Below are 25,017 nucleotides of genomic sequence, written 5' to 3'. Positions count from 1 at the left end.
CTGGGTCACAACCCGGCCAGAGCGAGCAGATGCTCCGTCTCCGGGCCCTTCACCAGCGCAGCAGCTTCAATTTTGTCGGTAGGACCAAGGCCGTAGGACGGGCAGTCCTTGGCCAGAACGCACACTCCGCACGCCGGCTTACGCGCGTGACAGACGCGTCGTCCGTGGAAGATCACTCGATGTGACAGCAGGGTCCATTCCTTACGTTCGATCAAAGCCCCGACAGCATGTTCGACCTTGACGGCATCTTCTTCCTCCGTCCACTTCCACCGACGCACCAAACGCCCGAAGTGGGTGTCGACGGTGATTCCCGGGACGTCGAACGCATTTCCCAGAACCACGTTGGCTGTCTTGCGACCGACTCCCGGCAACGTCACGAGGTCTGCAAGTTTGTTCGGCACTTCGCCGTCGTAACGCTCGAGCAGCGCCTGACCCAATCCGATCAGCGAGTTGGCCTTGTTCCGGTAGAAGCCCGTTGACCGGATGTACTCCTCGAGCTCGGTCCGGTCGGCTTCGGCGTAGGCCTTGGCGTCGGGATAACGGGCGAACAACGTCGGGGTGACCATATTGACGCGGACGTCGGTGCACTGCGCCGACAGGATTGTCGCCACCGTCAACTCGAGGGGCGTCGTGAAGTCGAGTTCGCAGTACACATGTGGGAAGGCAACGGCTAGTTTCCGGTTCATCCGACGCGCGCGACGGACCAGCGCGAGATGGGATTCCTCGTCGCGAGCGCCGGCAGACCGGCGGGTCGCTGAGCGCTCGGTCGGGGTGGTCTGCACTCAGACAACTGTACGGATACTCCCCGACATGACATTTGGTCGTGTCGATTCCGAGATGTTGGCCGTGTTTACTCTCCTCTATGCAAGGACTCGCCGTGATTCTCTTCCCAGTGCTGTTGATGCTTTTTGCGCTGGCCATGGAACGGGTCGAACGGAGACTGCGTCGACTCTCGGTTCGGGAGAACGAGGTGGCGGAGTTCCTCGACCAGGCTGGTCCCGACGACGTCGCGTCGCTGGCGACCGATGGGTTCCCGCATGCGTTTGCCCGCTTCCACCTGCGCCGGAAGGGTCGACCGGCCATCGCTCCGCGGCAATCGGGCGCAGAAGAACTGCCCACTCGCTAAGGCGATCGAAGAGGCATACAAGGTAGTCAATTTTATTCGCCATCAGGATAATTTCGACGCTTTCGTGGCATCAATCACTCGTGCCGAGCGCGTGGGACGTAGACTTCGATGCCGTACCTGTTGTATTCAACACGGACTGTGTCTGACGCAGCGTCTCGCTCGCACGAGTGAAGGCCGGCGTCTGGGCGGTTCGTGAGTACAAACCAAGCACAACCGGGTACAAAGTTAGATAGCGCAAAAAATGACACCACAAACGAACAAATCCCAACAAGGAGCGCACGTGGACGACGTCCTGGCAAGAGCCGGCATCTTCCAAGGAGTCGAGCCCTCAGCGGTAGCGGCGCTGACCAAGCAGCTGCAACCCGTCGACTTCCCCCGTGGACATGTCATCTTCAACGAGGGTGAACCCGGTGACCGCCTGTACATCATCGTGTCCGGCAAGGTGAAGATCGGTCGACGCTCACCTGACGGTCGCGAGAACCTGCTGACGATCATGGGTCCGTCCGACATGTTCGGCGAACTGTCCATCTTCGACCCGGGTCCCCGCACCTCGACGGCCACCACCGTCACCGAGGTTCGTGCCGTGAGCATGGACCGCGACGCTCTCAAGGCTTGGATCCAGCAGCGCCCCGAGATCGCCGAGCAGCTGCTCCGCGTTCTCGCACGTCGCCTGCGTCGTACCAACAACACGCTCGCCGACCTGATCTTCACGGACGTTCCCGGCCGTGTCGCCAAGGCACTGCTGCAGCTCGCACAGCGCTTCGGCACCCAGGAAGGTGGCGCGCTGCGCGTCACTCACGACCTCACCCAGGAAGAGATCGCCCAGCTGGTCGGCGCTTCCCGTGAGACCGTCAACAAGGCTCTGGCCGACTTCGCTCATCGCGGATGGCTGCGCCTCGAAGGCAAGAGCGTCCTGATCTCGGATTCCGAGCGTCTCGCGCGTCGCGCACGCTAGTTCTACCGTCTCGACTCTTTCGGCCGCTCCCACATCGGTGGGGGCGGCCGAAGTCGTTTCCGACGCTCGGCGCGACGGGTATAGCGCGCAACCACATAGGCATTTGTGTCACGTGCGAGCGCTGGCATGCTCGATGGAGGCAAATACGACTCCGAGGGGATGCATGTCCGAGATAATCGCTTCCGCGGCGGCGGGGAAGTTCCGCGGCATCCGACGCGACGGTTCGTTGTATTTCGGCGCGATCCGCTACGCAACCGCGGCCAGATTCCAACGGCCCGAACCTGCCGCATCTCATACCGGCATTCTCGACGCCACCATGCCAGGCACCGTGTTTCCTCAACCACCGTCGCGACTCGAGCGTGTCATGGGAGCGCCGCACCCCGAGCCTGAGCAGAGTGAGGACAGTTTCACCGTCACCGTCACGACGCCCTCGTTGTCCGGTAGCCGGCCCGTCATGGTGTGGCTGCACGGCGGTGGATACTCCAGCGGCGGAGGTTCACTGGCGTGGTACGACGGCGGCGCGTTGTCGGCCGAAGGCGATGTCGTGGTCGTATCGGTCAACTATCGCGTAGGCGTACTCGGCTATCTCCTCCTCGAGGGCGTCAGCGAGGGCAACCTCGGCGTCCACGATCAGATCGCGGCCCTCGAGTGGGTACGCGAGAACATCGCGGGATTCGGTGGTGATCCCAATTCGATCACCGTGTTCGGCCAGTCCGCCGGCGCTCATTCCATCGTGAACCTGTTGAACAGTAATAACTCTCGGCCTTTGTTCCACCGAGCAATTCTGCAAAGCACCCCGCGGCTGGACCTCAACTTCACCAAGACCGCTGCGATCGAGAACGGCGGGACCTTTGCCCGACTGCTCGACGGCGATCCGAATACCGCTCCCCTCCCCCTAATCCTGGACGCCTTCCGCGCCACAGCCGTCGAGTTCGGCAGACGGTCTGAAAATGTTGTTCAGCCACCCTTTGCCCCGATATCCGACGTTGCACCACTTACCGGAAGCGCCGACAGTGGCGTGACAGAGGTAGTCATCGGATATACCCACGACGAGGGATCCGCCTTCGTTCGCGGGCTCCCCGGCGGCTCCATGGCCGACGAAACCACGTTGACGCAGAACATGTTTGCCGAGACGGTCGCAGAACTGGCCGATACCTTCACTCAGGCGGGTACCTCGGTCTACACCTACCGATTCGACTGGACACCTCCCGAGAACATCTTCGGTGCTACGCATTGCATCGAACTTCCGTTCATCCTCGGCACCGAAAAGTCTTGGCACGGTTCACCCATGCTGGGCATAGCCGACTGGCCCACCGTCGACGAAATGGGTAGACGCATCCGCACGCTCTGGACTTCGTTTGCACATAACGGAAGTCCGGACAACGAGAACACCTGGAAGAAGTTCTCGCCCGACGAACCGATCGGAATCACCTTTACCTGAGCAACTTCGGGCGGCAATCCCCGCTAGGATTGCAGATATGGACATGCCCAAGCTCCTCGACGGGCGACTCAAACTTCGCCACCTGCTTCTGGTCGACGCCCTGAGCCGTCAGGGCAGCGTGGTCGGCGCCGCTGCCGCACTGCACATCACACAACCTGTGGCAACCCGCAGCCTCCACGACATAGAGTCCATCCTCGGCGTCTCCCTGTTCGATCGCGGACCACGCGGCATCACCCCGACAATATTCGGCGAGGCCTTCACCACTCACGCTCGGGCGGTCATCGCTCAGCTCACCGAAGCGGGCCGACACGTCGTCGAATTGGCCGACGCACACCGCGGAACCGTCATCGTGGGAACACATCTCGCCGGTTCCAACGTCTTGCTGCCCGGCGCCATTGCGCGGCTGAAAGTTCAGCATCCGCTACTGACCGTGATCGTCCGCGAAGGCACTCCGGAGCAGTTACTCACCGACTTGGAGGCCGGTCGTATCGACCTCATCGTCGGCCGACTCACAGCACCGACAGACGACCGCGCCGTCAGACGCAATCTCTACGCCGAGTCAGTTGAACTTGTTACCCGCGTGGATCATCCACTGACTAACCGTGACGAGGTGCAGCTCGATGAACTCCGCGAGTTCCCCTGGATCCTGCCCGGCGTCGAAACGGTGCTCCGACGCGAACTCGAGGAGTTCTTCGCCAGGAACGGTCTCCCCTTACCCGAGAACCGGGTAGAGGCAACGTCTTTCCTCACGGTGCGACAGCTCTTGCTGGAAACCGACATGATCGCAGTCCTTCCGAGTCTGATTCATCGCGACGACACCCGCTTGACCACACTCCCGATCACCCTGGATCCCATCGGTCACAGCGTCGGTCTCACGTCGTCGGCGACGAGGACGTCCAGTCCGTCGGCACAGGCACTTATCGCGTCGTTGCGCAGTTTCGCGGAAGAACTCATGAACCAGTAAACGTTCGAAAGCCCGCTCCCGGAACGGGAGCGGGCTTCGAATATCGTTACACGTCAGGCGTTTTCTGCCACCCGCTGCTCTTCGTGCTGCAATCCCCGCGATGAGTCGGGCACCACCTTGAACAGCGCTATCGCGCCAACCAGACTGATCGAGCAGATCGACGCCAGGTACCACGTCACGCCCACAGATGATCCCGTGGCGTCCAGCAGAGCCGTCGCAATCATCGGAGCCAATCCGCCGCCCAGAATTGCACCACTCTGCAGAATCAACGACGAACCCGAGTATCGAACCTTGGCCGGGAACGTGTCGGCAATGATGCTTCCCTGGACACAATGAGTCACCGGAATGATCAGTCCCATTCCCAGGAACGCCACAACTGCAACGACCTTGTTCTCGGTGTTCAGCAGCGGGAAGAACGCGATGCACCACAACAGGATTGCGGCGGATCCTCCGATGAACATGTGCCGTCGACCGTACTTGTCGGCCACCTTGGTCCAGATCGGGATGGAAAGGAACCACAGGACCGCTGCCGCGGTGACACTGAGAACCAGGAATTGTTTGTCGTAGCCCAGATGTTGAGTTCCGTACGACAGAGTGAACACCATGAAGGCATATGCCACGGCGGAGTTCGCCAAACACGCGGCCAGCGTCAGTGACAACCGGGGGAACCCGACCTTGAGCGACTCACGCAGCGGGAACCGGACTATCTCGCCCTTCTCCATGATCCCGGCAAACGAGGGCGATTCGGTAACCCGCAACCGGATCACCAGACCGATCGCCACCAGAACGAAGCTGAGCAGGAACGGTATGCGCCAACCCCACGATTGGAAGGCCGAGTCCGACATCAATGCACTGGTGGTCAGGAAGATGCCATTGGCCAGAACAAGTCCGGCTGGGGTGCCCATCTGCGGGAAACCCGCATACAGGTTCTTCTGTCCGGCTGGCGCGTGCTCCATCGACATCAGCGTGGCACCGGCGCCCTCACCGCCGAGGCCGATGCCCTGGACAACTCTCATCGCCACCAGAAGTACCGGCGCCCAGAAACCGATGGAATCGTAATTCGGAATGAGTCCGATCAGTGTGGACCCGACTCCCATCATCACCAGAGACACCACAAGCGTCGCCTTGCGACCGATCCGGTCACCGAAGTGCCCGAACACCAAGCCGCCGACGGGCCTGGCGATGAACCCGACCGCAAAGGTGCTGAAGGCTGCGAGGGTGCCGGCGGTCGGACTCAGACTCGGGAAGAACTGCTTGTTGAAGATCAGCGCTGCGGCTGTTCCGTAAAGAAAGAAGTCGTACCATTCGAGGGTTGTGCCGGCGAGGGTTGCCATGGCAACCCGGCTGCGGGCAGCTTTCTCCGGCAACGGCTTTCCGTCACTGGTTACGCTTGTGGTCATCGCGGATACCTATCGATTGGATGAGTGGCAGTACGGAACGGTGAAATCTGTTTTTGCCGAGCATGTTTCAAAGGTTGTCTGAATTATGCTCATTAGAGACATGACTCACAAATGCCGAAATCACCGTGCGGCATACCGGAAATGGTATAGCTGAAGGATCAGCCGATCCCCAAGAAGCGTTCCGCATTTCCCCGCGAGATCAGTTGGCGTGCAGTCTCGTCCAAGAACTCACTCTTGCGCACCACCTCACCTACCGGTCGCTCGCCGAGGGGATACGGGTAATCACTTCCCACCATCACCCGGTCAACGCCCACTGTGTCGACCAGTAGTCGCAATGCGCGTTCGTCGAAGACGACAGAATCCACGTAGAACCGGCCCAGATAGTGCGACGGCGGGAATTCCGATGTACCGATAATGTCGTTGCGGCCGTGCCAGGCGTTTTCCATCCGACCGAGCCAGAACGCGAAAGATCCGCCGCCGTGGGCAAATCCGATCTTGAGTCGGTCGTCGATCTTGTCGAACACGCCGCCGAGAATCAGCGCGAGTATCGACAGATGCGTTTCTGCGGGCATTGCGGTGAGCCACTGCGCCATCCACCGATCCAGGCGCGGCGAGGACGCCATATCCCACGGGTGCACGAAGACCGGAACATCCAGTGACGCGCAGTGCTGCAGGAATGTCACGACTCCTTCGCTGTCGAGATCGAGGTCGCCGACGTGATTGCCGATCTCGACGCCTCGGTGCCCGTTGGCGATGCATCGTTCGAGTTCGCGGCACGCAGCATCGGTGTCCTGTAACGGAACCTGACAGAACGGGATAAGTCGATCTTTTGCCGGTTCAACGATCTCGAGCGCCAGGTCGTTGAAGATCCGAGAGATACGACTGGCCTGCTCGCCTGTTCGGCCGTAGTTGAAGAATGCCGGTGTCGGCGAGACGACCTGGGTATGGATACCGTCGGCATCCATGTCACGCAGGCGCACCTCGGCGTCCCAAGCGTCGGACTGGATCCGTCGGAACTCCTTGGTGCCCATCATGATCATGGCTTCGGTTTCCGACTCCACTTTCAGCCACGGCGCGTCCGGGCCGGCATCAGCCGTGAGATCAGGCCACCCGTTGGGTACGTAGTGGGTGTGAATGTCGATCATGTTGCTCATCGCTCAACCCTTGCCGGGATGGAGCGTGCCGCAGTTGTCACATGTGCGGGCGTCTTCACTCTCGTAGAACGTGACGAAGACGGGCGGAAGGTCGGCCACGATGTCGCGTACCTGAAGTTCGACTTCGTAGATCTTGTGATTGCACTCCAGGCAGTACCACTGGAAGTGCTCCAATGTTCCTTCCTGTCTCACTCTTTCGATCACCAGGCCGATCGATCCTGCAGTGGGGCGCTGCGGTGAATGCGGCAGATTTCCCGGCAGCAGCCAGCTCTCGCCCTCGCGGATGTCGACCCGCACCGGTCCGTCCTCGGTCATGACATTGACGTGAATGTCGCCCTCGACCTGGTAGAACCACTCCTCGTACGGGTCGAGGTGGTAGTCGGTCCGCTGGTTGGGCCCACCGACAACCTGCACGATGAAGTCGTCTCCGAGTGCCATCGTCTGGTTGTTGACGGGTGGTTGCAGCAGGTGACGGTTGTCGTCGATCCATTTCTTGAAGTCGATGACGGGAGGAATGGTGGTCATGATGCGTTCTCCGTGTTCTCGATTGACAGCCGTCGGGCGGCGGGGTTCTCGATTGACAGCCGTCGGGAGGCAGGCACGTAGGCCACACCGGATATCTCGATGAGCAAGTGCGGGTGGGGCAATTGGTGAACTGCCACTGTGGTTCTCGTCGGTCCGTTTTCATCGAATAGTTCGGCGTAGACCTCGTTGTATCCGCCGAAGTCGTTCATCGACACCAGGTATGACGTGACCTGAACCAGATCACGCAGTTCACCACCCACCTCGGCGAGGATCGCCGCGATGTTCTCGATGACTGCGCGTGTCTGCGCCCGAATGTCGAGCGCCGTGGTGCCCATCTCGTCGACCTCGACGCCCACAAACGTATTGTCGGGCCGGCGGGAACTGGTGCCGGAGACGTAGACGAAGTCGCCTACCACCTTGACGTGCGGGAATTTTCCGCGAGGCTTTGCCAGCTTCTCGATGACCTGCGCCCCACTCATCGCCGTACACCCTTCACCGAGACGGTACCCAGTCCGTCGATGCTGCACTGTGCGACTCCCTCGTCGAGTCGCACGGCAGCAGTCGCTGCGCCGGCCAGAATCACGTAGCCGGCCCGGAGCGGAATGTGCCGACGGCGGGCGATATCCACTAAGGCATGCAACGCGCGCACGGGATCTCCGAGAATTGCTGCCGTCGAACCGGTAACCGTTTCGCCGCCTACCTCCATGCGCACCACCAAGTTCGCGGCACTGCGCATCGGCTGCCACGCGCCGATGACATATCCGGCGGCACTGGTGTTGTCGGCGACAACATCGGTGTAGGTGAACCGGAAGTCGCGGTAGCGCGAATCGATGATCTCCATCGCCGGAGCAACCGCGTCGACGCAGGATTCGATGTCCACGCTCGGGTCGTCGAGATCGACGTCCTTCGACAGCCGGTACGCGACTTCGGGTTCGATCTTGGGATGAATGAACGCCGACAAGTCCAGATCACCGCCGTCCTCCGCCGCCATCGTGTCGGTCAACTGCCCGACGATCACTTCGGAAACACCCATCTGCGCCATCTTCGCCTGGCTGGTGAAGCCGAGCTTGATGCCCACGACGGATTCGCCACGGGCAGTGCGTCGTTCGATGAGTTCGTTCTGAATCCGGTAGGCGTCGTCGATATCGATAGTGTGATCGTCGGCGAGACTCGGTGTGTCGGTGAGACTCTGCGCAGCGTCGTCGAGGCGACGCGCGAGCGCGGATACGGTGTCTTCTGGGGCTGTCATCACGCCTCGCTCATTTCTCTGGAACTTCCTGCGGTTTCGATGTTCACAGTTGCACACACACATTTGTCGGTTCGGTGTAGAAGTGCAGCGAGGACTCGCCACCCTCACGTCCGATGCCGGACAGGCCCATACCGCCGAAGGGGGATCGCAGTTCACGGGTGAACCACGTGTTGACCCAGGAGATTCCGACGTTCATCTTCTGCGCGACGCGGTGTCCGCGGCGCAGGTCGTTGGTCCACACGGAGGCCGCCAAGCCGTACTCGGTGTCGTTTGCCAAGGCGATCGCTTCTGCCTCGGTATCGAACGGGATGAGTGCTGCGACGGGTCCGAAGATCTCCTCGCGCACGACGCGATTCTTGTTGGTCAAGCCAGTCCACAGGGTGGGTTCGATCCACGATCCACCGGACAAGTCCTGCCCGAGATCCGGAATTCCGCCACCGGTAAGCACTTTCGCGCCCTCCTGCTCGGCGATCTCGAAGTAGTCGAGAACCTTCTTCCGGTGCGCCTGCGAGATGAGCGGGCCTGTCGTCGTCGCAGTGAGCGTCGGGTCACCCAGACGCAATCCTGCTGCCCGCTCGACCAGCCCACCGGCGATGTCGTCGAAAATGCTGCGGTGCACGTACACCCGTTCGGTGCACAGGCAGACCTGGCCTGTGTTGGTGAACACCGATTTGGTCAGACCCGTCAACGCTTCGTCGATGTCGACGTCGTCGAACACGATCGCGGCGTTCTTGCCGCCGAGCTCGAACGAGACCGGACGCACCCGTGGTGCAACGGTTTTCATCACGTGCGAGCCGGTTGCCGAAGACCCGGTGAAGGTGACACCGTCGATACCGGGGTGGGTGGTGAGGAACTCGCCCGCAGAATTCGCACCGAATCCGTGCACGACGTTGTAGACGCCGGCAGGCAGGCCGACTTCTTCGAGCACCTCGGCCAGCAACGACGCCGTCGCCGGCGTCTCTTCGGAAGGCTTGACCACCACGGAGTTTCCGCACGCCAGCGCGGGCGCCACCTTCCAGGTCAGGAGAAGCAGTGGCAGGTTCCACGGCACGATGACCGCAACCACACCGAGCGGCTTGCGGATCGCGTAGTTCAGCGCCTGCTTGCCGCCGGCCAGATCCGTGACAAACGATTCCTGCCCCGCTGCGGCGACGATGTCGGCAAACGTACGGAAGTTCGTGAGGGCACGAGCAACGTCGAGTTCGCGCGCCTGCGTGATCGGCTTGCCCGTATCCGCCATCTCCGCGGCGACAAATTCCTCGAACCGCTCCTCGATCCGATCCGCGGCCCGTCGCAGCAGCGCGGTGCGCTCCCGGACCGGTGTATCCGCCCAACCGTTGTCCAGAGCACGTCTGGCCGAGGTCACAGCCCGATCGACCAGGGCCCGGTCGGCCTCGTGGACCTTGGCAAGAACACGGCCGGTTGCGGGGTCCACCTGGTCGAAGCTCGACGACGCGTCGGGTTCGACGTAGGAGCCATCCACGTAGTTGCGGATCCATCCGTCGCATTGTGAGGTCATGGACTAACTATTGGCCCCGAACCCATATCAAACAAATGCAAAAACTGCCGCCAGCTATACCTCAATTGGCATAACAGGCACATCCCCGTCGCTTCGCTCGCCCCGGCGGCAGTTCCGCAACACAGTTCAACGACGCAGATACGCCAACTGCACGTTGACCGACTTTTCTGCCACCGGCCAGAGTTTCGGATCGACATCCGAATAGACGTGCTCGACCACGTCGCGTACCGACGCGGAATCGCCGAGCGAGACCAATGCCGCTCGCACCTGATCGAGCCGTTCTTCGCGATGCGCGAGGTAGTGCTTCGAAATCTCCTGCAGGTCAGGCAATTCCGGGCCATGCCCAGGAAGAACGGTTCGCCCGTCACCGAGTTCGATGAGCGCACGCAGCGATGCGAGGTAGTCCCCCAGATCGCCGTCCGAATCATCGAGAACCGTTGTGCCACGGCCGAGTATCGTGTCGCCGGTCAGCACACTGCCCTCGTTCTCGATGACGATCGAGACCGAGTCCGCGGTATGACCGGGAGTTGCCACGATACGCAGGCGCAGCCCGGCAACCTCGATGAGTTCACCGTCGACAAGCGTCGTACCGCTGCCCCGCAGGAACTCGGGAGAAACGGAACGCACTGGCGCCGAAGTCAATTCGTGAAAACGGCTCACTCCGCCGGTGTGATCGAAGTGCCGATGCGTGATCAGGACCAACGCCACCGCGCCGACTCCGGCCACTCGCTGCAGATGTTCTTCGTCGTTGTCACCGGGATCGACAACTACAAACTCGTCACTGCCCGGCGCTCGCAGAATCCAGGTGTTGGTGCCGTCGAGCGTCATCATGCCCGGGTTGTTCTCGAGCATGACCGACGCGATGTCGGTGACGCGGCGAAGCTGCGCGTATGCGGGATGAACCGTTGTCATCAGCGAACTTCTACGATCAGTTCCACCTCGACAGCGGAGCCGAGGGGAAGTTCTGCAACACCGACAGCGGAGCGAGCGTGAATGCCTGCGTCGCCGAAGACCTCGACGAGGAATTCGGACGCGCCGTTTATCACGCCGGGCTGACCGGTGAAGCCTTGCGCGGAGGCGACAAATCCGACGACCTTGACCACACGAACCAGGTTGTCGATGCCAACCAGGGCGTTGATCGCGGCAAGAGCGTTGAGCGCGCAGACACGCGCGGCGGCCTTTGCGTCAGCATCCGACGCGTCCGCGCCTAGCTTGCCCGTCAGCGACAGCTTTCCGTCGACAAAAGGCAACTGGCCCGAGGTGTAGACGTGATCGCCACTACGAACCGCAGGGACATAGGCAGCGACCGGCGCCGCAACCGCGGGCAGTTCGATGCCGAGTTCCGCGAGACGCGCTGACCAGGTCTGTGTTGTTTCGGTCATGCGCCTGCAACCTTCGGACGCTTGAGGTATGCGACGTGCTGTTCGCCCGACGCGCTCGGAAGAACCGTCACCAGCTCCCAACCGTCGACGCCCCAATTATCGAGGATGGCCTTCGGGTTGTGGACCAGCAACGGAGTAACGGTGTATTCCCAGGAAGTCAATTCACTCATGCGGTGAGCCTATCCCGCGCACATCTTCGGCCCCAGACTTATAGGCTCGCGGTGTGGTTGCATCCCAAGATGAGCTGAGCAAGAGCTGGCCGGAGTCCGCATCGAAGGCCCGCCTGCATTTTGTGTCGGGAAAAGGCGGGACCGGTAAGTCGACGGTAGCCGCCGCCTTGGCGCTCGCGTTAGCCGAAGGCGGCCGACGCGTTCTGCTGGTGGAAGTGGAGGGCCGCCAGGGAATTGCGCAGCTCTTCGACGTGCCACCGCTGCCCCCGCAGGAAACGAAAGTCGCAGCTGCCGAAGGTGGCGGCGAGGTGATGGCGTTGGCCGTCGATATCGAGACGGCTTTCCTCGAGTACTTGGAGATGTTCTACAACCTGGGCTTCGCGGGCCGCGCGATGCGCAAGTTCGGCGCCATCGAGTTCGCCACGACCATTGCACCTGGCCTGCGTGACGTACTGCTCACCGGCAAGATCAAGGAGTGCGTCATCCGCACCGATCGGACCGGGAAGCGCGTATACGACGCCGTTGTCGTCGACGCCCCGCCAACGGGCCGGATCGGCAGTTTCCTCGACGTCACGAAGGCTATGGCCGATCTCGCCAAAGGTGGGCCGGTGCATTCGCAGAGTGAGGGCGTCGTGCGACTGCTGCACTCGCCGGAAACAGTGGTGCATCTGGTGGCGCTACTCGAGGCTCTGCCCGTGCAGGAAACCGCGGATGCCGCCTTGGAATTGGCGCGCGACGAGCTCAATCTCGGCGCGATCATCGTCAACCGCACCAGCCCGAAGTTCCTGCCGGAGGGCACTCTGGCGGGTGCTGCGGCCGGAGAGATCGATGCCGCGTCCATTCGATCCACGCTCACGGATGTCGGCCTCGAACTGTCGGACGACGACTTCGCCGGACTGCTGACCGAAACCATCGAGCACGCGTCTGTTCTCGAAGCGCAGGAATCCAGTTCGGAGAAACTGCAGGAGATCGACGGCGCCCGACTGCACTTGCCTGCTCTGGCCGACGGCGTCGATCTGGGTGGCCTCTACGAACTGGCCGAATACCTCATGGAACAGGGTGTCCGATGACCGAAACCACCGAAAACGCGGTCCCTGACAATGTCATGGTCGGCAGTTCCAGAACCGGCCGCCGCAGTGCTCCGGTGCTCGACATCTCGGCGATCATCAACGATCCGACCGCACGAATTGTGGTGTGTTGCGGCGCGGGCGGCGTCGGCAAGACCACCACGGCGGCATCGCTGGCGTTGCGGGCGGCCGAGCAGGGCCGACGCGTCGTCGTTCTCACGATCGATCCGGCGAGGCGGCTGGCTCAGGCTCTGGGCGTCGCGGAACTCGACAACACACCACAACCGGTGAAACTCGGTCCGGAAGCAACGGGCGAGTTGCACGCGATGATGCTCAACATGCGGCGCACGTTCGACGAGATGGTGCTCGAGCACTCCAGCCCCGAGAAGGCTCAGCAGATCCTCGCGAACCCCTTCTACCAAACCGTTGCCACATCGTTCTCCGGAACTCAGGAATACATGGCGATGGAGAAGCTGGGACAGCTCGCGTCGAACGACAAGTGGGACCTGGTGATCGTGGATACGCCGCCGTCCCGGAACGCACTCGATTTCCTGGACGCTCCGCAGCGACTGGGAACCTTCCTCGACGGCCGGATGATCCGGTTGCTCTCAGCTCCGGGGCGGGGTTTGACCAAGCTTGTTGCCGGCGCCATGGGATTGGCACTCAAGGGTGTGTCGACGATCGTCGGAAGTGCGATGCTCGCTGACGCGTCGGCGTTTGTTCAGTCGCTCGATTCGATGTTCGGCGGCTTCCGCGAGCGCGCAACCAAGACGTACGAACTCCTGCGTCAGCCAGGCACCCATTTTCTGGTGATCGCTGCTGCGGAACCTGACGCGTTGCGGGAAGCGGCGTTTTTCGTGGACCGCCTGGCCGGAGATTCGATGCCGCTTGCCGGGTTGGTGTTGAACCGAACACATCCGACTCTGACCGCACTGCCGGCTGATCACGCGGCAACGGCCGCGGACAAACTCTCAGCCAAGGAGAATCCGACCGACGCCGAGGCGCTGACGGAGGCGGTACTTCGCATTCATGCTCACCGGGCAGCAATCGCCAAACGCGAGGTGGCGCTGCTGAGCCGGTTTACCGCAGCTCATCCGAGGGTGCCGCTGATCGGCGTTCCGTCACTGCCGTTCGAGGTGTCAGACCTCGAGGCACTGCGCGCTGTGGGCGACCAGCTCACTCGGAAGGGCTAGATCAGGAAAGGCTAGACCAGAAAAAGCTAGGTCAGACAGCAGTTGACTGCTGGTGGCGTCGATCCTCGAAGAATTCGGACCACGAGTCGACGTCGGGGTGCTGCTTGAGGAGAGCGCGTCGCTGGCGTTCGGTCATCCCGCCCCACACTCCGAATTCGACGCGGTTGTCGAGAGCGTCGGCGCCGCACTGCATCAGGACCGGGCAGTGTCGGCAGATTGTTGCTGCCTTACGTTGCGCGGCACCTCGAACGAAAAGCTGATCCGGATCTACTTCGCGGCAGCGTGCCTGTGTTACCCAGGCGATGCGAGCCTCTGCTTGTTCGACATCCAAACGGCTACTCGGGGTGGCTGTGTACATTCTCTGGTCCCCTCTACAAAGTATGTCCGTCGCCTCGAGGGCGAGCAGCACAACATCTCTGCTTCCGTCGCGGGATATCACGACGAAAGCTGAGACACATTCGTGATCGAGTGTTATGTCAATCACACCGTTCACACAATTTAGGTAAAGAAACGCCCAGACGCAAGACGGGCGTCCACCTTTTTTGGTACGGCAGTACAAACCGGGTGTTCAGGACGTTTTATTCGGCACGAATTCTTCGCGTGCCACGTCCATGGGGTGCGCACACGTACTCTGTAGATCGTGTCGATTGCAAAAACAGTGGCGAAGCTCGCCGGAAGCTCTGCCTTGGCCGGTGTCCTCGTTGCCGGAGTGATGTTTCCGCTGGCAGGCGGACTCGGATTCGCATCCAATCGAGCCGCGGACACGGTCGACAACGTTTCAGCTGAGTTGGTCGACGGCACGGTCCCCGCGGTATCGACGATGGTCGATTCGGCGGGCAATCCCATCGCCTGGCTGTACGAGCAGCGCCGGTTCGAAGTCCCGAGCGACCAGATCTCGAACAACATGAAGTTGGCGATCGTCTCCATCGAGGACCGTCGATTCCCCGATCACAAGGGAGTGGACTGGCAGGGAACGCTGCGCGCCTTCCTGACCAACACCACCTCCGGTGAGGTCCAGCAGGGTGCGTCGACGCTCGATCAGCAGTACGTGAAGAACTACCAACTGTTGGTCGTCGCAAAAACCGATGCCGAGCGCCGCGCCGCGATCGAGACCACTCCGGCTCGCAAGATCCGCGAAATCCGGATGGCGCTCACCCTGGACAAGGAACTCACGAAGGACGAGATCCTCACCCGCTACCTGAACCTGGTGCCGTTCGGTAACGGTTCCTTCGGAATCCAGGATGCCGCTCAGACGTACTTCGGCATCGACGCCAAGGACTTGAGCGTTCCGCAGTCCGCGATGCTCGCCGGCATGGTTCAGTCGAGTTCGGCCTTGAACCCGTACACCAACGTCGAAGGTGTCACCGAGCGCCGCAACACCGTGCTCGACACCATGATCACCAACATTTCCGACCGGGCCAACGAGTTCCGGGCGGCCAAAGACGAACCGTTGGGTGTTCTACCCACCCCCAACACGCTGCCGCGCGGATGCATCGCGGCCGGTGACCGCGGATTCTTCTGCGACTACGCACTCAAATACCTCTCGGACGCCGGGATCAGTCGCGAGCAGATCAATGAGGGCGGCTACCTCATCAAAACCACGCTCGACCCGGCGGTGCAGGCATCCACCAAGGCTGGTCTCAACGCAAACGCCAAGGCGGACCTCGACGGCATCGCCAACGTCATGAGCGTGATTCGGCCCGGCCAGGACTCGCACAAGGTCGTGGCGATGGCCAGCAGCCGCACGTACGGTCTCGACGCCGACGCCAGCGAAACCGTCCTGGCTCAGCCGTATTCACTGTCCGGTGACGGTGCCGGCTCGGTGTTCAAGGTCTTCACCACCGCCGCCGCCATGGAGAAGGGCCTCGGCATCGACGCGATGCTCGATGTTCCCCGCCGCTTCGACGCCAAGGGCTTCGGTAGTGGCGGCGCGGCGGGATGTCCGGTGTCCACGTACTGCGTCGAGAACGTCGGTAACTATCCGGCGACGATGTCGGTGACGGATGCTCTCGCGCAGTCGCCCAACACCGCGTTCGTGAAGCTCATCGCAGCAACCGGTGTGACGCCGACAGTCGATATGGCCGTGCGTCTCGGCCTGCGTTCGTACGCCGAGCCCAATACGTCGGGCTTCGACGATCGCAGCATGGCCGACTTCCAGAAGGAACAGAATCTCGGCTCGTTCACGCTCGGCCCGACCTGGATCAATCCGCTCGAACTGTCGAACGTCGCGGCAACATTGGCGTCGCACGGCAAGTGGTGCCCGCCCAGTCCGATCGATTCCGTCGTCGACCGCAACGGCAAGCCGGTGACGGTCACGGAACAGGGCTGCGAGCAGGTAGTCGAGCCCGGATTGGCCGATACCCTCGCCAATGCGCTCAGCCGCGACGACGTGGGTGCAGGTACATCTGCGGGTGCCGCAGGCAGCGCTGGATGGTCTCTGCCGATGTCCGGTAAGACTGGTACCACGGAGACCCACAAGTCTTCGGCGTTCCTCGGCTTCACGAACAATCTGGCCGCGGCCGTCTACATCTTCGGCGACTCCCCGACTCCGGGTGAGATCTGCTCGACTCCGCTTCGCCCGTGCTACAGCGGAAACCTGTACGGCGGTACCGAACCGGCTCGGAGCTGGTTCGCCGCGATGATGCCGGTTGCCAACAATTTCGGTCCGACGGCGCTTCCGCCGATCGATCAGAAGTATGCACGTGGCTCGCAGAACGGACAGGTTCCCGAGGTTGTCGGATTGAGCCAGTCCGCTGCCACGTCCCGCCTGCAGGAGTCGGGATTCACCGTCAACGCGGTGACGTCCGCATCGGGCGCGCGTGCCGGAACTGTCACCGGCGCATCTCCGTCCGGCTCGGCGATACCGGGTTCCACCATCACGATCTACATCAGTGACGGGTCGGTACGCGCACCGGCGGCACCGGCGGCACCGGACGGCTCACCTGCTCCGGCCTCACCGGCACCCGATTCGCCGGCACCCGGAGCGCCACAACCGCGCTAGCACCCGCACGAAAGAACGGCCGCACCCTCACACGAGGTTGCGGCCGTTCTCTTTTGTCGGTGGAGCTGACAAGCGCTGTCGGTGACGCCTACAGGCGAGACTTCACGGCAGCGGAGATACGCGCGCCATCAGCCTTACCCTTGGCCAAAGCACTGGCGGCCTTGATGACCTGACCCATCTGACGCATACCCGGACGCTCGCCGAGCTCTTCGGCTACCTGCGCCATCGCCGTGTCGACGACGTCGACAAGTTCTGCGTCGGTCAACGGCGTCGGCAGGTACTCGTCGATGATCTGCGCTTCGGCGCGCTCTTTCGCGGCAAGTTCACCACGGCCGTTCTCGGTGTAGATTTCGGCGGATTCCCCGCGCTTCTTCGATTCCTTGGCAAGAACCTTGATGATTTCTTCGTCGGTGAGGACTCGCGCTTCCTTACCGGCAACCTCTTCGGTCTGAACTGCTGCGATGAGCATCCGGAGGGTGCCGGTGCGAAGCGGATCCTTGGCCTTCATGGATGCGACCATGTCGGAACGGAGTTTGTCTTTGAGCGTTGCTGTCGTGTCGGACATGGGGGAAACGCTACGCGCACGCCCCGCCTCCCGTCCCCTTAGTTATATCCTTGACTGGTGTCTGACCAGTTCCGCACCAACCTGACCCGCACCGCACTTGGTGCCGCGGGCGTCGCTGCACTCGGAATCGGGTACGCATCCGGCATCGAACGCAATGCTTTTACGTTGCGCGAGGTGACGATGCCCGTACTCGAGCCGGGGTCGTCGTCGTTGCGGGTTCTCCACCTCAGCGATCTGCATATGATGCCTAACCAGCGATTGAAGCAGAACTGGTTGCGTGAGCTCGAAAGCCTCGACCCGGATCTCGTGGTGAACACCGGCGACAACCTGTCGCACCAGCGCAGTGTCCCCGCAGTTGTCCAGGCACTGGGCGACCTGCTCGCACGCCCCGGTCTATTCGTGTTCGGCAGCAACGACTACTTCGCTCCGAAGCCGAAGAACCCGTTGAGCTACCTCTTCGACAAGAAGAAGCGCATCACGGGCGATCCGCTGCCGTGGGGAGACCTGCGGGCTGCATTTACCGAACGTGGTTGGCTCGACGTGACGCATGTACGACGCGAACTCGAGGTGTCTGGCATCAAGATCGCGACGGCAGGCGTCGACGATCCGCATCTCAAGCGCGATCGTTACGACACCATCGCGGGCCCGCCCAATCCCCTGGCTCAGCTCAAGCTCGGTTTGACGCACTCCCCCGAACCCCGGGTGTTGGATCGGTTCGCCGAGGACGGCTACGACCTTGTTCTCGCCGGCCATACACACGGCGGGCAGCTGTGCCTGCCGTTCTACGGCGCGCTTGTCACCAACTGCGAGTTGGACCGCTCCCGCGTGAAGGGCCCGTCCAAGTGGGGTGCTCACACACAGCTTCACGTGTCTGCCGGCATCGGAACCTCGCCGTGGGCTCCGGTACGTTTCTGCTGCCGCCCCGAGGCAACCCTGTTGACGTTGGTGCCGTCTACCGGCCGCGAACCGGAGCACTCCACCGAGCGCGGTTCCGCTCACTCAGCTGCGCCGGTTTTACGCAACTGACCTGCGGATTTAATGCCTGCCGACTTCGTGCTGTAAGCTAACCGAGGTTCGACACGGGGTGTGGCGCAGCTTGGTAGCGCGCTTCGTTCGGGACGAAGAGGTCGTGGGTTCAAATCCCGCCACCCCGACAGTGAAGAACTTGAAGAAGGCACTTTTTCCTCGCGGAGAAGGTGCCTTCTTTTGTTGTACCGTGCTCTCCAGGAGGTGGTTACCCATGGGCAAGAACGAGGACTTCGCGCACAACGACATCGCCAGTCGCAGTCGACGTGAGAAGGCGGTGGGTCTGGCCAAGTTCGCATGGAATCGTGGGATCACCGCCGCCGAACTACTCGACATGCCCGACGATCGACTGCGCAAACTCGCGCGTGCCGCCGACGCGAATCCCCCGAGCACCCGGGAGACCTGGACCATCGCAGCCGGTCTCATCGACGAGAAGGATCAGTGGGCAGCGGCGCATCCTGATCGCGCTGAGGCGCAGCGCACGCACGCCGACGAGAAGATCATGTGGGTGAAGAAGCCTATCGAGCCGTGGCTTTAGTACTTCGTTCCTCGAGGCACGCCAGGACGCGGGCCGCGTTCTTCTCCAGGACAGCCGCGTAGACGTCGATGTCACCGCTGTCCGGGGTTCCGCTGAGTACCGAGATCGCAAGCACGTCACCCACCGAGTAGATCCCGTGATTGAACGGGCTCCGCGGCGACACGTACGGAAATGACGTAGTCGAAACGATTCTTGAATCGCCGAGAGTCATGACGGCCGGTCCACGATTGACGCTGCTCGCTACAGTTCCCAGTTTCGGATCCGATGACAATTCAGGTTTGACCGCAATAGCCGGAAGTTCGTATTGCAGCGCACGTACGGCCCGATATGCGTCAGGATATTCCACTTTGCCGTGGTCGTTGTTTGTGGTGATCGAGGCAAGTCGTTCCGCAATATCTTGTTTATCCATCGCCAAATCGACGTGATAGCAACCCATGTGATTCTGTCCGCGCACCTCTGCCCCTACGGGCGCGCCCGACATCACCTGCATCGAGCGTGGACTCTTGTCACCAAAATGTTCTTCCAGTGACAACGAGATGATCGTCTGGGCGATAGCCGTCACTGTCACGCCTGGCCACATTTTCTTGGCTTCTCGAATCGCCACCAGATCGAGCATGATCGCGGAAGCCGAACGCTTACCCGTAAAGGTCACGGCACCACCGCCGGAATCCGGTGCGTCGTATTTCCGGGTTTCCGGCAGAGCACGAAATGCGCGGACATACCGGCGCGGAGTTCCGAGGAGTCCTTTGACAGACGACCACCACGGGTTCGGCGCCGTGAGTTCCGGAATGAAGTCGGGTAAATGCTTCGACGAGAACAGGTCGTGAACAATCGCGTTGTACACATGCCCGTCACCTAATGCATGCGAGCCCTTGAGGATCACCACCGTTGCTTCACCCTGCACCCCTGGGGCATCACGAACACCTCGAACAACGTGCAGCCGCCACAGACATTCGTAGGGATCGACGATCCGTGCGGCAATGTCGGCGAAGTATTCGAAAACACCTTTCCACGAGGATATTTCGACATTGTCTTCGACATGCTTGGTGATATCGAAGGGTGCGGAGTCGATCCAATAGGGAAACCCGAACCCGCCGGGAACTGTGGTCACGGTCCACCGCAATTGTGGGATCCTCGACGCGCGTGCACCGAGGAACTCGAGTAGTTCCTTCTTGTCGAGCGGAGTCGAGTCACCCGAATCGAACAGGAAAATCGTCAGGACATCAGTGGAGCGGGTTTCCATATTTGCGGGAATCAATTCGAAATCCACTGAAGTCAGTTGTTTGGCAGGCACGACAAATCTCCGATCCAGCATAATCGAGACAAAGCGGGCATGAAAAGGGTAAACAACAACTACCCGCTTCGCGAAATGTTCGCCCGATCGTTTACACCCCGGCGACGACGCATAGGCTGCGTCTCCGCACCCAACCTGTGCAGCGTCGCTTCCAGAACTCCCCATCGTTCGCGACTTGCTTCCGGCAGAGAACGAACGATCTTGGCAACTTCGCGCAAGGAATCTGCAAGTGCGATCTCTTCACCATCGAGCAACCCGCTGTAGTTCACATCCAAGAGATACGGCGTGTCGACGGTTGTCAGAATTGCAAGGTTGTCGAGAAATATCTCGAGATCGCGAGCGGCAGCAGAGTCGTTATCTGCTTCCGACGCCGCGACATAGTCGAAGTCATTCTTCCATAATTCAGTTCGCAGATTGTCTTGGCGCAGAGTTATCACTGTTCCGATCTTTCTCTGTCGACCGTTATGTTCGTCGAGAGCGAGCACCTCGTGAGCAAGCCTGAGCACGTTGTCATCGGTCATTGAAGCCCCGACAACAACCAGGTGACCAGTAGCCATGAGGGACTGAACAATTGATCCCAGCGGGCGCCGCTCTGCGTCGTATCTGACGAAATCTCGTCTGCTCAGCACGATACTGTCCGGGTCTCCGCTGTCGCCATGCATCTTGAGTATCCAGGGGCGGCTTGCGGTTGCTTCCTCCCTTGGGAGCACCGCTATCGAACCTCGGCCGTGAGCAGATTCGAAAGCTTTCTCGTAGAGCGAGTCGTAGTTGGTGGTGACCACTTTGGTCACGCCCAGTGAAGCAAGTAGGCAATGAGACAGCGTCGGCTTGGCGCCACCCCCGGTCAACTCGACAACGCTGGCGCCCAATCCTTGAGGATGCAATGCCTTGGACAGCAGTTGTGCGCGATCCAAAACTCCGAGACCGGAGAACAATTCGGCATCGATAGACGGAAGCGCTTCGCTTCGAATCCGGTCAAGGAGACTGTCCCACGAAGGCAATCCGGCCGGAATACTGACTCCCGCACCCAACAACAACGAGACGTCACCGGCACGCAGTCGATCTGCTAGCTGCTGGACCTGCGGAGGTACTCCGGCGCTACACAGATGCCCACGCCGAACAGATTGGTAGGCAGCATAATCGGCGGCATTGGCAACGACAAATGCTATATCGAAGTCGTATTTGTCGGCGCACACTGCTGCGGCGTCGATCAGTGCCTTGATTACGTGGCCGCGTACTCCACCCTGGCCACCCAAGCCCACTCCGAACGTCGGCAATGCAACGAGCGGTTTGACTCGGCTACCGCCCGGCTGAATTCCAGTTCTGGCGATCACGTCAAGGACTTCGTAGACGCCCTCCACCAACCAGTCCACCGAAATCCGCGACGCGACATTCAACAGCCAAGCTGGACGCCCCTCCTTCGGAAAGGACCGAACCCGACCAGCGCCGGCCGGTGCGAAGTCCAACTGTGCAGTGAGTCCAAGCACAGGCCACCAGTGCTCGCGTGGTAGGAAACTACCGCTCGTCGAGACGACAGCTGCGTCCCAGTCAACCGATTCGAGCCGTCCGCGGACAACAAACACATGCCCTGCACTTGCATCGTTCCCAGCCACACACGACTCCCAGCGATCGATCTCCAGCACAGGTGTCCGCAAACCGCTCCGCGGCGCCTACACCCCAGCGACGGTTTCCTTCGCCCAACGGTAATCCGCTTTTCCGCTCGGTGAGCGAAGGATCGCCGGAACAAGAACGATCGAACGGGGAATCTTGTACCCCGCCACATGAATCCGGCAGTGCTCGGACAGGGCGTCTGGTTCCACATCTTCGAACCCAGGCCTGATCTGGACGACCGCAGCCACCTTCTCCCCGAACCGCGCGTCGGGTGCACCCGCCACCAGGGCGTCGAAAACCGCTGGGTGAGTTTTGAGCGCCTGTTCCACCTCTTCGGGATACACCTTCTCTCCGCCCGAGTTGATGCACATGGAACCGCGTCCGAGCAGCACGATCGTGCCGTCCACTTCCATCGTTCCCATATCGCCCAGGACTGCCATCCGTACACCGTCGACAACGGGGAACGTCGCGGCTGATTTCTCCGGATCGTCGAAGTAGGCCAGTGGCACATGCCCCGCTCGTGCGATGTAGCCGACAGTATTCGATCCCGGTTCGATCCGACGGAATTCCTCGTCGACCAGAATCATGTTGGGGTTGGACCGAATTCGCTTCGTTCCGTCCTCGCCGAATTCGACGACGCCGTCGTTACCGGATTCGGAGGCACCGAACGCATCTTTGATCACCAACCCGGGAATTCGAGACTTCAACTCTTCCTTGAGGTTCGGCGAGAACAGCGCGCCGCCGGATCCGATCAGTTTCAACGAGGAGATGTCGTACTTACCGTCGGCATCGGCGATCGCATCGGCGATCGGACGGGCGATCGCGTCGCCGACAACAGTGATGCCGGTGATCTTCTCGGCCTCGACGAGCCTGAGCACGTCGAGGGGGTCGAAGCTCCGGGTCAGGACTCGCGGCGCTCCCATCAGAAAGGCAGTGAGCAGCGAGTAGATGGCAGCACCATGCATGAGCGGTGGAATAAGCAGCAGCACAGTGGGATTGGTATTCGCAATCGCCGCATCGACCACTTCTTCGAGACTATGACGCGGCGGTCCGCTGAGGTTGGCTCCGGACAGAGCAGCGAAGAAGAAGTCTTCGTGCCGCCAGACAACCCCCTTGGGCATCCCCGTAGTTCCGCCGGTGTAGATGATGAAATGGTCATCGTCTGAGCGAGTCTCGAAATCCCGGACGTCGGACGCTGCGGCCAGTGCAGTTTCGTACTCGTCGCCGACGATGAGAACGTGGTCGATCTCGGGGCACTGCGGTACAACGCCCAATGCAATCTCCGCGAATTCGTCCTCGACCAGTAATGCCACCATCTTCGAGTTGGTATAGACGTACGCAAGTTCGACGTCGGTGTAGCGGAAGTTGACGTTGATCGGAACAGCCCTGATCTTCATGCAGGCCAGTAGCGCTTCCACATATTCAACGCAGTTCCTCATGTGGATTCCGACGTGCTGCCCCGGTTTGACGCCGACGGACTGAAGGTGGTGCGCCAATCGGTTGGACCGTAGTTCGAGTTCCCGATAAGTGAGGCGCCTTTCCTCGAGAATCAGCGGTGTTCGATCGGGAATCGCATCGGCAACGGCCTCGAACAGATCGGCAACGTTCAGGGTCATCGGGTTCCTCACGTGTCTTCGCTCACAATTGGCAGGTCTTTCGCGAAGCTAACACTTTTACCGAGTCGCCGAATGCAAAATGCGGAGTAGGTTCCGTTAGTCGGGATCAGCAATGTTCGCCCCGAGACCAGCTAAAAGTGCCCAATACCACAAGCGTAGCCTTGCCTAATGCTCACTCGTACTTCATTCCGGACCCGCACATCGGTCCGGATCGCCATGGTTGCGCTGGCGACAGTATTTGCAGCAACAGCCTGTGGAACTTCCGACGCCGGAAGTAACGCCAACGGAAACACCGACGTCGCGACCGGCGGCAAGCTGTTCAGCACCGCCGACACGGAAACCGCGAAGCTCGGTAGTGACTCCGCTCCCGGCGAGTTCCCGCGCACCGTCACACATGCACTGGGCGAGGTCACACTCGAGACGAAGCCGACCCGCGTCGTCGTCCTGGACAGCGGAGAGTTGGACGAAGTCCTCTCACTCGGCATCACCCCGGTCGGTATCGCCAGCCCGGAAAGCGCAGCCGGCCAGCCGTCGTACCTCGCCGACAAGTTGGTGGGCGTCCCCGATGTCGGCACCACCAACAATCTCAACCTCGAAGCCATCACTGCCCTGAAGCCCGATCTGATCCTGGGCAGCAAACTGCGCCAGGACAAGCTGTACCCGCAGCTGTCCGCGATCGCGCCGACGGTCTTCAGCATCCGTCCCGGATTCCCGTGGAAGGAGAACTTCCTCCTTGCCGGTGACGCGCTGGGTGAAGAGACGAAGGCCGAGCAGATCCTCAACGACTACCAGACCCATGCCGACGAGGTCCGCGCGTCGATCGACGGTTCCCCGACCATCTCGCTGGTCCGCTTCATGTCCGGCAAGCTGCGTCTGTACGGAAACCTGTCCTTCATCGGCGTCATCCTGAAGGACGTCGGACTCCCCCGTCCGGCAATCCAGGACATCGACGAACTGGCCGTCGAGGTCAGCCCGGAAACGATCACCCAAGCCGAGGGCGATCAGATCTTCTACTCCAGTTACGGAAGTCCCGCTGACACCGGTCAAACCACCGTCACGGCCGGCCCCTTGTGGGCAACGATGGACGCCGTCAAGGACGGTCGCGCCAGCGAAGTCAGCGACGAAACCTGGTTCCTGGGTCTCGGACCGACAGGCGCCAACTTGGTTCTCGAAGACCTGGAGGCCAAGCTCGGAAAGTAGTTACGACAGAAGACGGCGAGG

The 25,017-nt window shown here is 61.2% G+C and carries 25 protein-coding genes and 1 tRNA gene; 11 read left to right on the top strand and 15 right to left on the bottom strand.

Going from position 1 to position 25,017, the window contains the following annotated elements:
• Positions 1–5: 5 nt before the first annotated feature.
• The gene (gene nth / locus R4P64_RS05700) at positions 6–782 is read right to left on the bottom strand and encodes an endonuclease III (protein ID WP_045066560.1); all 777 of its coding nucleotides are present in this window, start codon (positions 780–782) and stop codon (positions 6–8) included.
• A gap of 80 nt (positions 783–862) precedes the next feature.
• On the opposite strand from nth, the gene R4P64_RS05695 reads away from it, so the two are divergent.
• From R4P64_RS05695 to R4P64_RS05680, 4 genes are all read left to right on the top strand, one after another.
• Positions 863–1,126 carry a hypothetical protein gene (locus R4P64_RS05695; protein WP_033235936.1) on the top strand — a complete coding sequence of 88 codons (264 nt, stop codon included), beginning with the start codon at positions 863–865 and terminating at the stop codon, positions 1,124–1,126.
• A gap of 280 nt (positions 1,127–1,406) precedes the next feature.
• Positions 1,407–2,081, top strand: coding sequence for a Crp/Fnr family transcriptional regulator (locus R4P64_RS05690; protein WP_003943506.1), 675 nt, complete (start codon positions 1,407–1,409; stop codon positions 2,079–2,081).
• A gap of 163 nt (positions 2,082–2,244) precedes the next feature.
• The gene (locus R4P64_RS05685; RefSeq protein WP_317819688.1) at positions 2,245–3,522 is read left to right on the top strand and encodes a carboxylesterase family protein; all 1,278 of its coding nucleotides are present in this window, start codon (positions 2,245–2,247) and stop codon (positions 3,520–3,522) included.
• 37 nt (positions 3,523–3,559) lie between these two features.
• Entirely contained in the window at positions 3,560–4,486 is a 927-nt protein-coding gene (locus R4P64_RS05680) for a LysR substrate-binding domain-containing protein (RefSeq protein ID WP_033235933.1), read from the top strand.
• 53 nt (positions 4,487–4,539) lie between these two features.
• Here R4P64_RS05680 and R4P64_RS05675 read toward each other — a convergent pair whose 3' ends face one another.
• The 9 genes from R4P64_RS05675 to R4P64_RS05635 form a co-directional block, all read right to left on the bottom strand.
• On the bottom strand, positions 4,540–5,886 hold the full coding sequence (locus R4P64_RS05675) for an MFS transporter (protein WP_033235932.1): 1,347 nt from the start codon (positions 5,884–5,886) through the stop codon (positions 4,540–4,542).
• 158 nt (positions 5,887–6,044) lie between these two features.
• Positions 6,045–7,040 (bottom strand): amidohydrolase family protein, encoded by a 996-nt coding sequence (locus tag R4P64_RS05670; protein WP_033235931.1) that lies wholly within the window; start codon positions 7,038–7,040, stop codon positions 6,045–6,047.
• Positions 7,041–7,043: 3 nt separating this feature from the next.
• Positions 7,044–7,565: a 3-hydroxyanthranilate 3,4-dioxygenase gene (locus R4P64_RS05665; RefSeq protein ID WP_095887754.1), complete on the bottom strand. Its 522-nt coding sequence runs from the start codon at positions 7,563–7,565 to the stop codon at positions 7,044–7,046.
• On the bottom strand, positions 7,562–8,044 hold the full coding sequence (locus tag R4P64_RS05660) for a RidA family protein (RefSeq protein ID WP_317544864.1): 483 nt from the start codon (positions 8,042–8,044) through the stop codon (positions 7,562–7,564). The genes R4P64_RS05665 and R4P64_RS05660 overlap by 4 nt, the downstream gene beginning before the upstream one ends.
• Positions 8,041–8,814, bottom strand: a complete 774-nt coding sequence (locus R4P64_RS05655; protein ID WP_317819686.1) for a 4-oxalocrotonate decarboxylase — start codon at positions 8,812–8,814, stop codon at positions 8,041–8,043. Before R4P64_RS05655 ends, R4P64_RS05660 begins: the two co-directional genes overlap by 4 nt.
• Before the next feature lie 43 nt (positions 8,815–8,857).
• A complete protein-coding gene (locus R4P64_RS05650) occupies positions 8,858–10,333 on the bottom strand; it encodes a 2-hydroxymuconic semialdehyde dehydrogenase (RefSeq protein WP_045066550.1) in 1,476 nt (491 codons plus the stop codon).
• A gap of 126 nt (positions 10,334–10,459) precedes the next feature.
• Complete coding sequence (locus tag R4P64_RS05645; RefSeq protein WP_233364821.1) at positions 10,460–11,245, bottom strand: MBL fold metallo-hydrolase; 786 nt, start codon at positions 11,243–11,245, stop codon at positions 10,460–10,462.
• Positions 11,245–11,715 carry a RidA family protein gene (locus tag R4P64_RS05640; RefSeq protein ID WP_033235926.1) on the bottom strand — a complete coding sequence of 157 codons (471 nt, stop codon included), beginning with the start codon at positions 11,713–11,715 and terminating at the stop codon, positions 11,245–11,247. Before R4P64_RS05640 ends, R4P64_RS05645 begins: the two co-directional genes overlap by 1 nt.
• Complete coding sequence (locus tag R4P64_RS05635) at positions 11,712–11,885, bottom strand: hypothetical protein (RefSeq protein WP_092805866.1); 174 nt, start codon at positions 11,883–11,885, stop codon at positions 11,712–11,714. The genes R4P64_RS05640 and R4P64_RS05635 overlap by 4 nt, the downstream gene beginning before the upstream one ends.
• Before the next feature lie 53 nt (positions 11,886–11,938).
• On the opposite strand from R4P64_RS05635, the gene R4P64_RS05630 reads away from it, so the two are divergent.
• A complete protein-coding gene (locus R4P64_RS05630) occupies positions 11,939–12,955 on the top strand; it encodes an ArsA-related P-loop ATPase (protein WP_033235925.1) in 1,017 nt (338 codons plus the stop codon).
• Positions 12,956–12,990: 35 nt separating this feature from the next.
• A complete protein-coding gene (locus tag R4P64_RS05625; RefSeq protein ID WP_051730659.1) occupies positions 12,991–14,145 on the top strand; it encodes an ArsA family ATPase in 1,155 nt (384 codons plus the stop codon).
• A 31-nt stretch (positions 14,146–14,176) separates the two neighbouring features.
• On the opposite strand, the gene R4P64_RS05620 is transcribed toward R4P64_RS05625, so the two are convergent.
• Complete coding sequence (locus R4P64_RS05620) at positions 14,177–14,503, bottom strand: WhiB family transcriptional regulator (protein ID WP_033235923.1); 327 nt, start codon at positions 14,501–14,503, stop codon at positions 14,177–14,179.
• A 300-nt stretch (positions 14,504–14,803) separates the two neighbouring features.
• Between R4P64_RS05620 and R4P64_RS05615 the strand changes: the two genes are divergently transcribed.
• Positions 14,804–17,146, top strand: coding sequence for a penicillin-binding protein (locus R4P64_RS05615; RefSeq protein ID WP_141485617.1), 2,343 nt, complete (start codon positions 14,804–14,806; stop codon positions 17,144–17,146).
• Between the two features lie 88 nt (positions 17,147–17,234).
• On the opposite strand, the gene R4P64_RS05610 is transcribed toward R4P64_RS05615, so the two are convergent.
• Complete coding sequence (locus tag R4P64_RS05610) at positions 17,235–17,711, bottom strand: GatB/YqeY domain-containing protein (RefSeq protein WP_033235921.1); 477 nt, start codon at positions 17,709–17,711, stop codon at positions 17,235–17,237.
• Positions 17,712–17,768: 57 nt separating this feature from the next.
• On the opposite strand from R4P64_RS05610, the gene R4P64_RS05605 reads away from it, so the two are divergent.
• The 3 genes from R4P64_RS05605 to R4P64_RS05595 all read left to right on the top strand — a co-directional run bounded on the left by R4P64_RS05605 (position 17,769) and on the right by R4P64_RS05595 (position 19,275).
• Positions 17,769–18,737, top strand: coding sequence for a metallophosphoesterase (locus R4P64_RS05605; RefSeq protein ID WP_033235920.1), 969 nt, complete (start codon positions 17,769–17,771; stop codon positions 18,735–18,737).
• Between the two features lie 54 nt (positions 18,738–18,791).
• Positions 18,792–18,865, top strand: a tRNA-Pro gene (locus R4P64_RS05600).
• Positions 18,866–18,951: 86 nt separating this feature from the next.
• Complete coding sequence (locus tag R4P64_RS05595; RefSeq protein WP_045066546.1) at positions 18,952–19,275, top strand: hypothetical protein; 324 nt, start codon at positions 18,952–18,954, stop codon at positions 19,273–19,275.
• On the opposite strand, the gene R4P64_RS05590 is transcribed toward R4P64_RS05595, so the two are convergent.
• From R4P64_RS05590 to R4P64_RS05580, 3 genes are read right to left on the bottom strand one after another with little or no spacing between them, the layout of a single operon-like run.
• Positions 19,256–20,569 (bottom strand): wax ester/triacylglycerol synthase domain-containing protein, encoded by a 1,314-nt coding sequence (locus tag R4P64_RS05590; RefSeq protein WP_317819681.1) that lies wholly within the window; start codon positions 20,567–20,569, stop codon positions 19,256–19,258. The genes R4P64_RS05595 and R4P64_RS05590 overlap by 20 nt on opposite strands.
• A 59-nt stretch (positions 20,570–20,628) precedes the next feature.
• Positions 20,629–22,182 (bottom strand): SIR2 family protein, encoded by a 1,554-nt coding sequence (locus R4P64_RS05585; protein ID WP_116103737.1) that lies wholly within the window; start codon positions 22,180–22,182, stop codon positions 20,629–20,631.
• Between the two features lie 57 nt (positions 22,183–22,239).
• Entirely contained in the window at positions 22,240–23,796 is a 1,557-nt protein-coding gene (locus tag R4P64_RS05580; protein ID WP_317819680.1) for an acyl-CoA synthetase, read from the bottom strand.
• A gap of 168 nt (positions 23,797–23,964) precedes the next feature.
• Here R4P64_RS05580 and R4P64_RS05575 point away from each other — a divergent pair, with 168 nt between their 5' ends.
• Positions 23,965–24,996: an iron-siderophore ABC transporter substrate-binding protein gene (locus tag R4P64_RS05575; protein ID WP_317819679.1), complete on the top strand. Its 1,032-nt coding sequence runs from the start codon at positions 23,965–23,967 to the stop codon at positions 24,994–24,996.
• Positions 24,997–25,017: the final 21 nt, after the last annotated feature.

It is taken from the genome of Rhodococcus sp. IEGM 1366, assembly GCF_033142425.1.
GTDB classification, from domain to species: domain Bacteria; phylum Actinomycetota; class Actinomycetes; order Mycobacteriales; family Mycobacteriaceae; genus Rhodococcus_F; species Rhodococcus_F globerula.
This window is presented reverse-complemented; position numbering and strand designations above follow the sequence as displayed.

Bases quoted from the DNA above. Each gene is read 5' to 3' on its own strand.
- R4P64_RS05695 (WP_033235936.1), top strand. From the start codon at position 863: ATGCAAGGACTCGCCGTGATTCTCTTCCCAGTGCTGTTGATGCTTTTT.
- R4P64_RS05685 (WP_317819688.1), top strand. From the start codon at position 2,245: ATGTCCGAGATAATCGCTTCCGCGGCGGCGGGGAAGTTCCGCGGCATC.
- R4P64_RS05680 (WP_033235933.1), top strand. From the start codon at position 3,560: ATGGACATGCCCAAGCTCCTCGACGGGCGACTCAAACTTCGCCACCTG.
- R4P64_RS05675 (WP_033235932.1), bottom strand. From the start codon at position 5,886: ATGACCACAAGCGTAACCAGTGACGGAAAGCCGTTGCCGGAGAAAGCT.
- R4P64_RS05670 (WP_033235931.1), bottom strand. From the start codon at position 7,040: ATGAGCAACATGATCGACATTCACACCCACTACGTACCCAACGGGTGG.
- R4P64_RS05665 (WP_095887754.1), bottom strand. From the start codon at position 7,565: ATGACCACCATTCCTCCCGTCATCGACTTCAAGAAATGGATCGACGAC.
- R4P64_RS05660 (WP_317544864.1), bottom strand. From the start codon at position 8,044: ATGAGTGGGGCGCAGGTCATCGAGAAGCTGGCAAAGCCTCGCGGAAAA.
- R4P64_RS05655 (WP_317819686.1), bottom strand. From the start codon at position 8,814: ATGACAGCCCCAGAAGACACCGTATCCGCGCTCGCGCGTCGCCTCGAC.
- R4P64_RS05650 (WP_045066550.1), bottom strand. From the start codon at position 10,333: ATGACCTCACAATGCGACGGATGGATCCGCAACTACGTGGATGGCTCC.
- R4P64_RS05645 (WP_233364821.1), bottom strand. From the start codon at position 11,245: ATGACAACGGTTCATCCCGCATACGCGCAGCTTCGCCGCGTCACCGAC.
- R4P64_RS05640 (WP_033235926.1), bottom strand. From the start codon at position 11,715: ATGACCGAAACAACACAGACCTGGTCAGCGCGTCTCGCGGAACTCGGC.
- R4P64_RS05635 (WP_092805866.1), bottom strand. From the start codon at position 11,885: ATGAGTGAATTGACTTCCTGGGAATACACCGTTACTCCGTTGCTGGTC.
- R4P64_RS05625 (WP_051730659.1), top strand. From the start codon at position 12,991: ATGGTCGGCAGTTCCAGAACCGGCCGCCGCAGTGCTCCGGTGCTCGAC.
- R4P64_RS05620 (WP_033235923.1), bottom strand. From the start codon at position 14,503: ATGTACACAGCCACCCCGAGTAGCCGTTTGGATGTCGAACAAGCAGAG.
- R4P64_RS05610 (WP_033235921.1), bottom strand. From the start codon at position 17,711: ATGTCCGACACGACAGCAACGCTCAAAGACAAACTCCGTTCCGACATG.
- R4P64_RS05595 (WP_045066546.1), top strand. From the start codon at position 18,952: ATGGGCAAGAACGAGGACTTCGCGCACAACGACATCGCCAGTCGCAGT.
- R4P64_RS05580 (WP_317819680.1), bottom strand. From the start codon at position 23,796: ATGACCCTGAACGTTGCCGATCTGTTCGAGGCCGTTGCCGATGCGATT.
- R4P64_RS05575 (WP_317819679.1), top strand. From the start codon at position 23,965: ATGCTCACTCGTACTTCATTCCGGACCCGCACATCGGTCCGGATCGCC.